The organism is Selenomonas sp. (genome assembly GCF_052169755.1).
Taxonomy (GTDB): Bacteria; Bacillota; Negativicutes; order Selenomonadales; family Selenomonadaceae; genus Selenomonas.
This window is the reverse complement of sequence record NZ_JBQNBV010000058.1, coordinates 1-12,150: the sequence shown is the minus strand read 5'-3', so window position 1 is coordinate 12,150 and position 12,150 is coordinate 1. Positions and strand designations below refer to the sequence as shown.

General features: G+C 54.6%; 15 protein-coding genes. 12 read left to right on the top strand and 3 right to left on the bottom strand.

Going from position 1 to position 12,150, the window contains the following annotated elements:
* Positions 1-662 (top strand): ATP-binding protein (locus ACTTKG_RS05610; RefSeq protein WP_442673267.1); only part of this gene is annotated, 662 nt, incomplete at its 5' end.
* 30 nt (positions 663-692) lie between these two features.
* Positions 693-1,010: a TfoX/Sxy family protein gene (locus tag ACTTKG_RS05605; RefSeq protein WP_442673266.1), complete on the top strand. Its 318-nt coding sequence runs from the start codon at positions 693-695 to the stop codon at positions 1,008-1,010.
* A 152-nt stretch (positions 1,011-1,162) separates the two neighbouring features.
* On the opposite strand, the gene ACTTKG_RS05600 is transcribed toward ACTTKG_RS05605, so the two are convergent.
* On the bottom strand, positions 1,163-1,942 hold the full coding sequence (locus ACTTKG_RS05600) for a DUF4931 domain-containing protein (protein ID WP_442673265.1): 780 nt from the start codon (positions 1,940-1,942) through the stop codon (positions 1,163-1,165).
* A gap of 211 nt (positions 1,943-2,153) precedes the next feature.
* Between ACTTKG_RS05600 and ACTTKG_RS05595 the strand changes: the two genes are divergently transcribed.
* The 6 genes from ACTTKG_RS05595 to ACTTKG_RS05570 all read left to right on the top strand — a co-directional run bounded on the left by ACTTKG_RS05595 (position 2,154) and on the right by ACTTKG_RS05570 (position 6,996).
* Positions 2,154-3,815 carry a putative polysaccharide biosynthesis protein gene (locus ACTTKG_RS05595; protein WP_442673264.1) on the top strand — a complete coding sequence of 554 codons (1,662 nt, stop codon included), beginning with the start codon at positions 2,154-2,156 and terminating at the stop codon, positions 3,813-3,815.
* Positions 3,812-4,684, top strand: coding sequence for a diacylglycerol/lipid kinase family protein (locus ACTTKG_RS05590; RefSeq protein WP_442673263.1), 873 nt, complete (start codon positions 3,812-3,814; stop codon positions 4,682-4,684). The genes ACTTKG_RS05595 and ACTTKG_RS05590 overlap by 4 nt, the downstream gene beginning before the upstream one ends.
* A gap of 156 nt (positions 4,685-4,840) precedes the next feature.
* Positions 4,841-5,422, top strand: a complete 582-nt coding sequence (gene infC / locus ACTTKG_RS05585) for a translation initiation factor IF-3 (protein ID WP_442673270.1) — start codon at positions 4,841-4,843, stop codon at positions 5,420-5,422.
* Between the two features lie 2 nt (positions 5,423-5,424).
* Positions 5,425-5,619: a 50S ribosomal protein L35 gene (rpmI, locus tag ACTTKG_RS05580; protein ID WP_442673262.1), complete on the top strand. Its 195-nt coding sequence runs from the start codon at positions 5,425-5,427 to the stop codon at positions 5,617-5,619.
* 32 nt (positions 5,620-5,651) lie between these two features.
* Positions 5,652-6,005 (top strand): 50S ribosomal protein L20, encoded by a 354-nt coding sequence (gene rplT, locus ACTTKG_RS05575; protein ID WP_006192170.1) that lies wholly within the window; start codon positions 5,652-5,654, stop codon positions 6,003-6,005.
* Between the two features lie 169 nt (positions 6,006-6,174).
* Entirely contained in the window at positions 6,175-6,996 is an 822-nt protein-coding gene (locus ACTTKG_RS05570; protein ID WP_442673261.1) for a TrmH family RNA methyltransferase, read from the top strand.
* Here the strand turns inward: ACTTKG_RS05570 and ACTTKG_RS05565 are convergent.
* Entirely contained in the window at positions 6,984-7,685 is a 702-nt protein-coding gene (locus tag ACTTKG_RS05565) for a thiamine diphosphokinase (RefSeq protein WP_442673260.1), read from the bottom strand. The two genes, ACTTKG_RS05570 and ACTTKG_RS05565, sit on opposite strands and share 13 nt — an antisense overlap.
* Before the next feature lie 112 nt (positions 7,686-7,797).
* Here ACTTKG_RS05565 and ACTTKG_RS05560 point away from each other — a divergent pair, with 112 nt between their 5' ends.
* The 4 genes from ACTTKG_RS05560 (at position 7,798) to dut (ending at position 10,163) form a co-directional block, all read left to right on the top strand.
* Positions 7,798-8,475, top strand: coding sequence for a metal-dependent hydrolase (locus ACTTKG_RS05560; RefSeq protein WP_442673259.1), 678 nt, complete (start codon positions 7,798-7,800; stop codon positions 8,473-8,475).
* Positions 8,472-9,410, top strand: coding sequence for a tRNA (adenosine(37)-N6)-dimethylallyltransferase MiaA (gene miaA / locus ACTTKG_RS05555; RefSeq protein WP_442673258.1), 939 nt, complete (start codon positions 8,472-8,474; stop codon positions 9,408-9,410). Before ACTTKG_RS05560 ends, miaA begins: the two co-directional genes overlap by 4 nt.
* Entirely contained in the window at positions 9,400-9,633 is a 234-nt protein-coding gene (hfq, locus tag ACTTKG_RS05550; protein ID WP_442673257.1) for an RNA chaperone Hfq, read from the top strand. The genes miaA and hfq overlap by 11 nt, the downstream gene beginning before the upstream one ends.
* 74 nt (positions 9,634-9,707) lie before the next feature.
* Positions 9,708-10,163, top strand: a complete 456-nt coding sequence (gene dut, locus ACTTKG_RS05545; protein ID WP_442673269.1) for a dUTP diphosphatase — start codon at positions 9,708-9,710, stop codon at positions 10,161-10,163.
* Positions 10,164-10,175: 12 nt separating this feature from the next.
* On the opposite strand, the gene ACTTKG_RS05540 is transcribed toward dut, so the two are convergent.
* Complete coding sequence (locus ACTTKG_RS05540; protein ID WP_442673268.1) at positions 10,176-11,933, bottom strand: Rqc2 family fibronectin-binding protein; 1,758 nt, start codon at positions 11,931-11,933, stop codon at positions 10,176-10,178.
* Positions 11,934-12,150 lie beyond the last annotated feature (217 nt).

Genomic DNA, 12,150 nt, shown 5'->3' with positions numbered 1-12,150 from the left:
GTCCGGGCGAGGTGACGCTCTCGCATCACGGCGTGCTGTTTCTCGACGAGCTGCCGGAGTTCGGCAAGTCGACGCTGGAAGTCTTGCGCCAGCCGTTGGAGGACGGCGCTGTGACCGTGGCACGGGTCAATGCGACCTTGACATTTCCTTCTTGTATCATTTTGGTCGTGGCAATGAATCCTTGTCCGTGTGGCTATTTTGGCGATAAGGAGAAGAGCTGCGACTGCACGCCGAATGAGATCAAGCGCTATACGCGGAAGATTTCGGGACCGCTGCTCGATCGCATCGACATTCATGTCCATGTGCCGCGCGTCAAGTACGAGGATATGACATCTGTGGCGAAGGCGGAATCTTCGGCTGTGATTCGGGAGCGCGTCTTGGCTGCGCGAGAGATTCAGATGGAGCGGTTGCGTGAATGGGGCATTTTCTGTAACGCGCAGATGAGTCATGCGATTTTGAAAAAGACGTGCCATCTTGAGCCGGAGGCGCAGAATCTCTTAGCGCAGGCATTTCAAGTCATGAACTTATCAGCACGCTCGTATGACCGTATCATCAAGGTCGCTCGCACGATTGCCGATCTTGACGGGGCGGCGACGATCGAGGCGAAGCATGTGGGAGAAGCTATACAGCTCAGGGACGATGTGGGGCTGAATGTGGAGTGATGAGGAAGCAATATTGATGGAGGAATGGTTATGGCATCGACGAAAGAGTATCTGGAGTTCGTATTGGAACAGCTATCCGGTTTGGAAGATATTTCCTATCGTGCTATGATGGGCGGGTACATTCTATATTATAAGAAAAAAATCTTCGGAGGAATCTACGATGATCGATTCCTTGTGAAGCCGGTCAAGGCAGCTGTTGTGCATATGCCGGATGCAGTGCATGAACTGCCTTATGAGGGGGCGAAGGAAATGCTGTTGGTGGATCGCTTGGAGGATAAGGCGTTTTTGAGCGAGTTGGTGCATGCGATGTATGAGGAGCTGCCCGCGCCACGAGTAAAGAAGAAATAGAAGAGGGTTTGTTGCATAAGACGCATTTTCTTTATGCAACAAACCCTCTCTTATGTAAGTAAGACGGTTAAGGAAGCTCTGACAAATGCAGCTTCCATCTTCATACAGCTACACTGTATTCTCGTCGTTGACAAATCCTCGACATAGCACCGTTACGCTTGCGGTTTACTGCCGCTGAAATATATTCTTCGTACATCATCGCGCAAATCTTCCAGATTGCTTGGGCGGAATCGGATATTGTAGCCGATAAAGAGGGGGGATGTGGCGAATCTTGGCATGATTTTGACACGCATGACGCCGCGCTCCTGGTAGAAGAAGATGTTGTAGCTGTTGCATCGTTTGTTGAAGTGGCGCATGAGGTAGTCGACGGCGATTTGTATGTCGTCGGCTACCGTGTCTATAGGGGCGCCTGCCGTTGGCACGATGTTGAATTCGCTGAAGCCGATGCGCGGGCAGGTAGCGATGTTGAAGTCGACGCCATTTTCTTCGTGGATGGTCAATCCCTTGAATTCTAGGGGATCGAAGGTCAGATGTTCGTTGAGTGCGTGAAAGCCTACGATCTGCATGTGGGGATGGCGCAGTGTACCGCCGGATAGAGGACCGAAGTTCTTGAAGAAGATGACTGTTTCATAGTCGCCGGAGTTCTGCATTTTTTGCCAGTGATGCACGCCGAAGCGAATGAGGCGGTGCATGTGATCTGCGGAGTAGTCAGGCATGTCCGAGTGACAGATCTTGCTTTCGATGAGGACGAACTGGTCGGCGTCTTCGATGACGTTGTATTTGTTCTTGAGCAGGATGAGGTCACCGTCTGTATCGACGATGCCCGAGAGTTTCTCGCGGTCGCAGAAGGGGCAGGGGGCGGTCTTGTTGATGATGTTTTCCGGCTTTTTCTTGCCGAGCGTCGTATTGAAACCGATGAGATTGATTTCCATAGAGAAGACACCTCAAGTATTGTAACAAAATCGACCTAGTATATTTCCGGCAGAAATGGTATAATTCCTACGTTAAGTTCTAGGGAATTTCAGGGTGCAGAAGATGCATCATTCCTCTTATTATATAGAAATTCGTACATTTTTGCAAAGCGGCTTTTCTGTATTCCGTATAGCTGTGAAAAATGGAAGAGGGGAATTGGGCAGTTAGGCGGTGTTTTGTATCAGTAATCAGAAATCTACAGGCAAGAGCAAGGCGGAGAGCTTCCTCAAGGGAACATTGATCTTGACGGTGGCGAGCTTTGTCGTGAAGGTCATCGGCTCTTTGAACTGGATTTTCGTTTCGCGCATTTTGGGCGGCGAGGGCATCGGGCTTTACCAGATGGCTTTTCCGATTTATTTTTTTGCTATGAGTATTTCACAGGCGGGTGTGCCTGTCGCCATATCGATCATCACGGCGGAGCGCGTCGCTTTGAAAGACGTATTTGGAGCGCGTCGCGTCTTTCGCATATCCATGACTTTGATGTTCTTTACGGGTCTTTTGTTTTCGCTTCTGACGTATTTCGGCGCGGGTTGGCTTATCGAATGGCAGTTCATTCGCGATCCACGCGCTTATATGGCGGTTGTGGCGCTCTCGCCGACGATTTTCTTTGTGACGCTGCTCGCAAGCTCACGCGGCTATCTGCAGGGGTGGCAGCGCATGACGCCGACGGCGGTTTCGCAGATCATTGAGCAGATCTTCCGCGTGCTTACGATGGTGATTTTTGCGAGTCTTCTGCTGCCGATGGGGATTGACTATGCGGCGGCGGGGGCGAGCCTCGGTGCGTTTGCCGGCGCCATCGGCGGACTTTTGGTGCTCGTGTATTATCATTGGAAGCTCGACAAGGATATCGAGCGAGAATACGGTTCGAATCTTGCGCCGCCGCCGGGGAAGGAGCCGACGCCGCTCGGGGCGATCATCAAGCGCATTTTTTCGCTCGCACTGCCCGTGTCGGCAGCGAGTATCATGCTGCCGATCGTGTCGAACCTCGATCTCTTGATCGTGCCGCAGCGGCTGGAGGTCGCGGGCTATACGGTGCCGCAGGCGACGGAGCTTTTCGGCTATCTCACGGGTATGGCGGTGCCGCTCGTCAATCTGGCGACGATTCTCACGGCGTCTTTGGCAGTGAGTATTGTGCCTGCCATCTCGGAGGCGCGCGCATTGAAAGATACGCAGCGCGTCTACAATCAGACGGCGGCTGCCGTGCGCATATCGAACTTCGTATGCTTCCCTGCGTTCGTCGTTGTGCTTGTGCTGGCGACGCCGATTTCGACGCTTATTTATAATGCGCCGGGCGCAGGTCCTGCTGTACTCGTCTCGTCGTTTTCCATTGTGCTTCTCGGGCTGCATCAGGTATCGACGGCAGTCCTGCAGGGGCTTGGGCATCCGAAGATCCCGATGATTAACATGATTCTTGCCGCTGTCGTCAAGGTTGTTCTCAACTGGGTTTTGACGGCGATTCCGTGGCTCGGTATCATGGGCGCGGCATGGGCGACGGCGGCGGATATGGGGGTCGCCGCTGTCATCAATCTCTATTTCATTCGGCGATATATCGGCTATCGCATGGAGCTTCTGCAGTTTTTTAAGACGATGGCGGCTGCGGCTGTCATGGCAGGGGCTGTGTATGTTTTCTATGGTTTCGTCATGCATACGTTCGCCGTCAATGCAGCGGCGACGTTTGGCTCTGTGCTTGTCGGCGTCGTCGTCTATGTAGCGGCGCTGCTTCTTATCGGCGGTCTTTTGGAGGAGGACATGGCGCGCATACCGTTCATCGGCTCTTTGAGTATTCGTTTTTTGCGGCGCATCGGTGTTTTCCATACGGGGGCGAAGTCATGAGAAAGTTCTTGCTGGTCTATAATCCCGTTTCGGGCAACGCATCCTTTAAGCAGCGGCTCGATGAGATGATCTGGCGCTTCCAGAAGCTCGGCTGTATGCTCATCCTCTATCGCACGAGCAAAGCGCTCGGCGATCTTGCGCTCTATGTGCGCGAGTCGGGCGCGGAGGGGATACTCGTTGCGGGCGGCGACGGTACGGTGCATGAGGTCGTCAATGTGATCGTACGCGAGAAAATTGATGTTCCTTTGGCGATCATCGGCAGCGGTACGTCGAATGATTTTGCGACGTATCTCGGTCTTGCAGGAGATCTTGAGGCGTACATCGCACGGATTCTCGCGCGTAAGACGATGCGTGTCGATCTCGGGCGCATCGGCGAGGAGTATTTCATCAATGTGGCAAGCGCCGGCGTTATGACGAATATCGCGCACGAGGTTGACGTGCGGCTGAAAAATACGCTGGGGAAAATGGCATATTACTTGAAGGGAATCAGCGAACTGCCGAAGTTTCGTTCGGTGAAGTTTTCCATCGAGGCAAACGGCGAGATGCGCGAGGTGGAAGGATTTCTCTTTGTGATTGCCAACAGCGGCGTTGTCGGCAGCTTCAACAATGTGGCGGCACATGCGAGCATCGACGACGGCAAGCTCGATCTTCTGCTCGTGAAGAAGTGCAGCTTGCCGGAGCTTGTCGCTTTGACGGCGGAAATTGTTGCGGGAAAGGGCATCTCCGAGAAGAACGTGCTGTATTTGCAGGCGAGCGAGTTTCATATTGCGGCGGATGCGCCGCTTTTGAGCGATGTGGATGGTGAGCAGGGACCGCCGCTTCCTATGCATGTTGAGGTCGTGCCGCGCGTGATCGAACTTTTTGTTTGAACCCTTGCGCCCTCATGCGCCGGGTTTTGAAAAAATTCCTTGACGCACATAGGTTTTTATGGTATTCTAGCAAAGTAATTCAAGAAGAGGCCGCCGCTTCTCACCTGCCGATATATGTCGGACGGGTCTTATATGCAGGGTTTGCAAAAGGAAGGGGTGGCGTCTGCCGCCCTTTTATTTTGCTCGTTCACCGGGAGGTGTTTTCCCATTAGCAGGGAATCTTTAAGAATCAACGAAGAAATCCGCATTCGCGAGGTGCGCGTCACGAGCGCGTCCGGCGAGCAGCTTGGCATCATGGCGACGCGCGATGCTTTGCGTATGGCGGAGGAGCAGCATCTCGATCTCGTCGAGGTTGCGCCGAAAGCGAAGCCTCCTGTCTGCCGCATCATGGATTTCGGCAAGTACCGTTACGAGCAGCAAAAAAGGGAGAAGGAGGCGAAGAAGAAGCAGAAGATCGTCACGATCAAGGAGGTTAAGCTGCGCCCGAACATCGAGCAGCATGATTTCGACGTGAAGCTCAAGAATGCTCTTCGCTTTCTTGAAGAAGGAAACAAGGTCAAGGTCACGATTATGTTCCGTGGCCGTGAATTGTCGCATCCGGAACTTGGCAGAGAGGTTTTGAACCGCGTATCCGATCAGCTCAAGGAGCTCGTTTCCATCGAGCGCGATGCGAAGCTGGAGGGCAAAAATATGACGATGATTCTTGCCCCGAAGGCGCAGACTAAAGGAGGAAAATAAACATGCCAAAGGTAAAGACACGCAGAGCCGCTGCAAAGCGCTTTTCGATAACGGGTTCCGGTGAGTTTAAGCGGAACAAGGCGTTCAAGAGCCACATTTTGGAGAAGAAGACGAGGAAGCGCAAGCGCAACCTGCGCAAAGCGACGCTTGTCGCTGCTGCCGACCACAAGCGCGTGCGCGATATGCTGAACAAATAATATTCGACAGAAGATAATGGAGGAATAAGGTTATGCCAAGAGTAAAATCCGGCGTTACGGCGCATCGCCGCCATAAGAAGATTTTGAAGCTCGCCAAGGGCTATCGCGGCGCGAAGAGCAAGCAGTTCAAGAAGGCAAACGAGACGGTCATGAAGGCGCTCTATTATGCTCGCCGCGATCGCCGTGCGAAGAAGGGCGAGTTCCGTAAGCTCTGGATCGCCCGTATCAATGCGGCTGCACGCATGAACGGCATTTCCTACAGCCGTCTTATCAACGGTTTGACGAAGGCTGGCGTTGAGGTCAATCGCAAGATGTTTGCCGATCTTGCCGTGCATGATGAGAAGGCGTTTGCCCAGCTCGTTGCCATCGCTAAGGAAAATCAGTAAGAATATGACGAAGGGGGAGCTTTTTTAGCTCCTCTTTTTTATTATAAAGGTCTAAGAAGGCAAGCCCAAAGGGCGCAGACGGATTGGCGAACTTTCGTTAAGGGCGGTGCGCGGTGTCTTTTGGGTAGACGTTTGTATGTGTAATCTGTACGGTTTTCATGGAGGAACGATGGAAAAGATCGAGAGTGTGCAGAACAAGAAGATCAAGTGGCTTGTGCGTTTGAAGAATGCCAGGCGACGCAGGGCGGATGGCGTCGTCGTCGCCGAGGGCGTGCGCCTCGTCGAGATGGCGACGGAGGCGGGCTGGGGGATGCGCCTTTGCCTCGTCACGGCGGAAGCTGTGCGAGAGGTGCGTGTGCAGCGTATCGTCGCTCGTCTGACAGAGTTAGGCTGTCCACTCTACGAGGTGACGTCCGAGGTTTACAGGAAGGTGAGTGATACAGATACGCCGCAGGGGATTCTTCTTGCTGTGGAGGAACGATGCGCAGACTTGGCGACGCTTGCCTCGCAGACGGATATGCTTGTCGTCGTGCTTGACGGTGTGCAGGATCCGGGCAATGCAGGGACGATTGTGCGTACGGCGGATGCGGCGGGAGCAGACGCCGTTCTTTGTTTGGAAGATACAATCGACGTGTTTTGCTCCAAGGCGGTGCGCGCGAGTATGGGGTCGGTCTTTCATGTGCCGATCATACGAAATGTATCGCGCGAAGCGCTGCGTGTTTTTCTGCAGCGAGGGCGCATACGCCTGCTTGCTGCCGACCTCGACAGAGCGGCGCAGCCGTATTATGCGGCAGACTACAGCGGCGGCGTCGCGCTCGCTTTCGGCAACGAAGGCAACGGCGTGTCGGACGAGATTCGGCGGATGGCGCAGAAGCGGCTTTTCATCCCGATGTTCGGCAAAGCGGAATCGCTCAATGTTTCAACGGCGGCGACGCTCCTGCTCTATGAAGCGGTAGGCGTGCGGCGTGGCTTTCGCCGTCATTGCCAATAGAGGTAGACGGCGAGCGTGCCTTCTTTCAGCCGGACAGAGAAGGATGAGCTGTCTGCGGCAAGTTCGTTGCTGACGGCGTAGGGGGCATCGCTGCGCAGGACGGCGTTTTCCAGCTGCCACTCCGTTCCTGCGACGGATATGCCGCGGCACTCGGCCGTCAGGGAGAGAAGCGAGAGGGCTTTGGGCTTTTTCGCTGCTTTGAAGGTCAGGCTGTCCTTTCCGTGCAGGAAAAAACACGCTTCTTTTTCGTCCGCCAAGATCATCGGTATGTTGCTGAACGCACATGAAAAAAGCGTGCTTATAGCATGGTCGAAGCGGCCGCCGAAAGCTCCCGTGAGCAGAAGAAAGGCATCGGGGGAAGCGGCTTTGATCTTTGCAAGTGCAAGCTGTGTGTCTGTGAGGTCTTTTTTTACATGGAAACGCTCGGCTTCTACACCTGCGGTGAGCGCCCAATCCCAAGCGGCGGGTGCGGCGCTGTCCCCGTCGCCGAGCAGGAAGTCGGGGATGCGGTTCATCGCATAGCAGAGGTCGATGCCGTGGTCGATTGCCCAGAGTTTGCCGCAAAGCGCCTCTTGAAGCCAATCGGCAGCAGGCGGGCGGCCTCCGGTGATGAGCGTGTAGATGTGCTCGGAAAGTGTGTAAGAAAAGGTGACGACGCCTTGTGGCAGGGAAAATTTATTCGTGTGCATGTTTTTTCTCCTCGATTATTTCGTCAGGAAGGTTTTTCAGGTTTTTTGTTTAATTATACAATATATTAGATTTTTTTGGTTGAAAAATAAACGATGAGAGGAGTTGGAGAAGATGGTCAGGTATACCTACTACGGACACGCTTCCTTCTTGCTGGACGACGGCGCTTCGAAGGTGTTGACCGATCCGTTTCTGACGGGAAATCCACTCGCTGCGATTCGAGCGGATGAGGTGAAGTGCGATTACATCTTGCTGACGCACGCGCACAGTGACCACTTGGGCGACGCGCCTGCCATAGCCAAGCGCACGGGTGCTATGGTTTTGGGCATACCGGAAGTCCTCGACCTCTGTTTGCAGGCGGGGGGCGACATCAAGACGCACGGCATGAATGTCGGCGGTTCGGTCAAGCTGCCGTTCGGCAAGGTGCGCATGACGATGGCGCTGCACAGCTGTGGCGTGGCTGGCGGCATCGCCTGTGGCTATGTCATACAGATCGGCGGCGTCAACATCTACTTCGCGGGTGATACGGCGCTTTTCAGCGACATGAAGCTCATCGGGCAGAAGGATCCGCTCGATTATGCCGTGCTGCCCATCGGCGATAATTATACGATGGGTCTTGAAGATGCGGCGCTCGCTGCACAGTGGCTCAATACGAAGAATGTTCTGCCGATCCACTACAATACTTGGCCTGTCATCGCGCAGGAAGCGGAGCGGTATAAGGAAGTGACGGAGGGCATGACACGCGCCGCCGTACATATCGTGGAGCCGGGCGCGTCGCTGGAGCTTGCATGAAAAAGGCGCGGCTCGTCGTCCTCATCGGGCCGACGGCGGTTGGCAAAACGTCGCTTTCGCTCGCACTCGCCAAGCAGCTCGATGCAGAGATCATCTCGGGCGATTCGATGCTCTTTTACCGTGGCTTCGACATTGGCACGGCGAAGCCGACGAGAGATGAGCGTATCGTTGTGCCGCATCATTTCATCGACATCCTCGCACCGACGGCGTCGTTTAATGTGATGGACTTTCAGCGGCTGGCACATGAAGAGATCGGGCGCATCACGGTGCGCGGCAAAATGCCGCTCGTCGTGGGCGGCACAGGGCTTTACATCAAAGCGCTCGTTGAAGGCTACGTTTTCAACGAAACTTCGGGCGACGCGGTATATCGGGAACGTCTGGAAGCATTGGCACGGGAAAAGGGCAAATCCTACGTTCATGGTCTTTTGCGCGAAATGGATCCGCAGGCGGCGGCGCGGCTGCATGTCAACGATTTTCGCCGCGTCGTGCGTGCCTTGGAAGTCGCTTCCTTGGGACATGAGCATATCTCTGAGCGACGTGCAGCGACTTCTGGAGATCTGTTCTACGATGCTTACGTCGTCGGACTTCGGCGTGAACGGCAGGAACTTTATATGCGTATCGAAGAGCGTGTCGATGCTATGCTGGCTGCCGGTTTTGCAGAAGAGGTACGGTCGCTCTTGTCGGCAGGCGTTCCGAGCGACTGTCCGGCGATGAAGGGCATCGGCTATCGCGAAATGCTTGCATACCTTGCAGGACGCATGGATTTGGCGCTTGCCGCAGCGGAGATTAAGAAGGCGACGCGCCGCTTTGCGAAGCGCCAGATCACATGGTTTCGCAAGATGCCGTATGTGCATTGGTATGATGCGGCGCAGGGGGAATCGGCGCTGCTTGAAAAAATTTGTACGGATATAAGGAGGTCTTTCCATGCCGGTTAAACCGCTCAACCTACAGGATAATTTTCTCAATCAGATGCGCAAGGAAAACAAAGCGGTCAGCATCCATCTGCTCAACGGCTTCCAGATGAAGGGATATGTCAAAGGGTTTGACAATTTCACTGTGATCTTGGAAGTGGCAGGCAAGCAGAATCTCGTTTACAAGCACGCCATATCAACGATTGCAGCAACGAAACTCGCGCCGGTCGGCGAGACGGAGAAATAAGAGGAAAAGCCTTCTCCCGCGGCGAGGAGAAGGCTTCTTTCGTGATGGACATAAAAGCTTTGGGAGGGAATTTGTTGCGAAGGCGTGGATTTGAAGTCATCCAAGCGTATAAGGCGGCGGGGATCGTTCTGCCGCAGCGAAAGACGGCGGCGAGTGCGGGATATGATCTCGCGGCGGCGGAAGCCTGCGTATTGCCGTGCGGCAAGGTGACGCTCGTGCCGACGGGACTCAAGGCGTACATGCAGGATGACGAGTATCTGGGGCTGCACATCCGCTCGGGGATTTCGCTCAAGCATCAGCTTATGCTCGTCAACGCGCAGGGAATCATCGACGCGGATTACTATGATAATGCAGAGAATGAAGGGCATATCATGGTGGCAATTTTGAATCTTGGCGCAGCGGATTTTCCCGTGGAAAAGGGGATGCGCATTGCACAGGGCATCTTTTACAAGTATCTCACCGTCGACGAGGATGAAGCAGGAAAGGGGGAGGCGCGTATCGGCGGTTTCGGCTCGACGGGGAAGGGATGAGGCGGGCGGCTGTCATTGTCCTTCGAGAAGCAGCTTTGCTGTTTCTTCTGCCGATGGCGTCACATAGAGCGTCTTTTGGTGTGTGAAGATAACGAAGCCTGGGCGCGAGCCGGAGGGCTTTTTCACATAGCGTCGATAGGTGTAGTCTACGGGCACGTTTGAAGAATTCTGCGCCTTGCTGAAATAGGCAGCGAGGAGGGCAGCGTGACGCAGGCTCGCTTCGCTCGGCTCGTCGCCGTTTAGGCGCAGGATGACATGCGAACCGGGGATGTCCTTGGCGTGCAGCCACAGATCGTCGGGCGCTGCCGTCTGGAAGGTCAGGCGGTCGTTCTGACAGTTGTTCTTGCCGACGAGAATGTTTTTGCCGTCCTCGGTTATGAAGCGGAAGGGAGCGGAGGGTTTGTCCTGCCGCTTTTTTTTCATGTTCTCCTTGAGAAAACCGCTCTGAATCAGCTCATCTTTGATCTCCTCGATTTCGGACACGGTTGAAGATGCGGCGAGGGAACTTTCAACGCTGGCGAGGTAACGGATATTTTCCTCAGAAAGCGCGATTTGTTCGCAGAGCAGCTTTTGCGCACGCTTGCGTTTGTCGTACTTGTGGTAGAATGCCTGCATGTTCTGACTGAGCGTCAGTCTTTGATCGAGCGTGAGCGTGAGCTTTTCGCCCGTCTCACTGTAGATGTTGTCGACGGTCAGTGAGGCGTCGGCATGGTCTTTGTAGAGGTGTGCGTACGTCATGAGGTTGTCGCCGCAGATTTTGTAGTCCTCGGCGTTTTCTGCCTGCCGCAGATCTTCTTGCAGGATGCTGCGTTTGTTTTCGGCGCGGGACAGCTCGGTCCTGACGAATTTCGTCAAGCGATCCTTTTCGGGCGGTGTGTAGGCTCCGGCAAGAAATGTGGCTTTTTCGAGCATCGCGCTGATGGTGGGGAAGGGAAGCGTCGTGCTCTCTGCCGGGAAGTAATGGAGCGGGAAGGGCGAAGTCGCGAGCACCTTGTTGTTCTTGTCAAGGATGAGGCTGGGGGCGGCTTCTTCCTCCATGCAGGCGGCATAGACTTCGGCGAGGGCGCACTGCAGCGCATCCTTGTCCTTGGCGTCCAAGCTGGCGCAGGGCATCTTCTCGGGCAGCCCGGCAGAAAAGATGACCTCTCGCGCACTTATCGGACCAAAGCCGAGACAGGCGTTCAAAAGTCCCTTGTGGAGCGTCGCATCCGAATCTTGTGCGAGGCGTTCTGTGATAGCGGCGAGTTTCGCGGTGCGCAGATCGAGCTTTTCCTGCGCGGGCGGCGGCGCATATTCACGTCCCGGAAGGATGAGGCGCGTGCGGCTGTTCGTGCTGCCGACTTTTCGAAGTGCATCGATGACGACGCCGTCCTGCACGAGAATGATGTTGCTGTACTTGCCGATGAGTTCGACAATGAGGGTCTTTGTAACGATCTTGCCGCCTGCCGCGAGAGAGTCGAGATCGAAGCGGATGATGCGGTCGAGCGAGTGTTGGCGGATGTCGGCGATGCGCCCGCCTTCGAGCTGCTTGCGCAGCACCATGCAGAAGATCGGCGGTTCTGCAGGATTTTCCGGCGCTCTCTCCGCGAGAAAGACGGCGCTCGCCTGTGGGTTTGCTGCGATGTGCAGCAGATGGTTTTTGCCGGGCTGGCGTATGCTCAAGAAAACAGAAGATTTATTCGGCTGAGTGATCTTATCAATGCGTCCGCCAAGGAGCGCATAGCGCAGCTCTTTGACGAGCGGCTGTGTAGAAAAGCCGTCAAGGCTCATGGTCGTCACCTGCTCTTTCGTAAGATTTTCGAGGATATCATGGTTCCTATAGCATAGCATTGCTTGGTATGATTGGCAATACAAGGGGAAGATGAAGCCCAGCCAATCGGTCTGCACCTTCGGCTTGACCTCTTGGGGCTTCATGGTACAATAAAGCTGCAGGGATTTGGCAAAATCAAGGTCTGAGAGGAATATACATCATGATGGAAAATGACAG

Coding starts and splice junctions, on each gene's coding strand:
- ACTTKG_RS05590 (WP_442673263.1), top strand. CDS start 3,812: ATGAGAAAGTTCTTGCTGGTCTATAATCCCGTTTCGGGCAACGCATCC.
- ACTTKG_RS05540 (WP_442673268.1), bottom strand. CDS start 11,933: ATGAGCCTTGACGGCTTTTCTACACAGCCGCTCGTCAAAGAGCTGCGC.
- ACTTKG_RS05565 (WP_442673260.1), bottom strand. CDS start 7,685: ATGCACACGAATAAATTTTCCCTGCCACAAGGCGTCGTCACCTTTTCT.
- miaA (WP_442673258.1), top strand. CDS start 8,472: ATGAAAAAGGCGCGGCTCGTCGTCCTCATCGGGCCGACGGCGGTTGGC.
- rplT (WP_006192170.1), top strand. CDS start 5,652: ATGCCAAGAGTAAAATCCGGCGTTACGGCGCATCGCCGCCATAAGAAG.
- rpmI (WP_442673262.1), top strand. CDS start 5,425: ATGCCAAAGGTAAAGACACGCAGAGCCGCTGCAAAGCGCTTTTCGATA.
- ACTTKG_RS05560 (WP_442673259.1), top strand. CDS start 7,798: ATGGTCAGGTATACCTACTACGGACACGCTTCCTTCTTGCTGGACGAC.
- ACTTKG_RS05605 (WP_442673266.1), top strand. CDS start 693: ATGGCATCGACGAAAGAGTATCTGGAGTTCGTATTGGAACAGCTATCC.
- ACTTKG_RS05600 (WP_442673265.1), bottom strand. CDS start 1,942: ATGGAAATCAATCTCATCGGTTTCAATACGACGCTCGGCAAGAAAAAG.
- hfq (WP_442673257.1), top strand. CDS start 9,400: ATGCCGGTTAAACCGCTCAACCTACAGGATAATTTTCTCAATCAGATG.
- ACTTKG_RS05570 (WP_442673261.1), top strand. CDS start 6,175: ATGGAAAAGATCGAGAGTGTGCAGAACAAGAAGATCAAGTGGCTTGTG.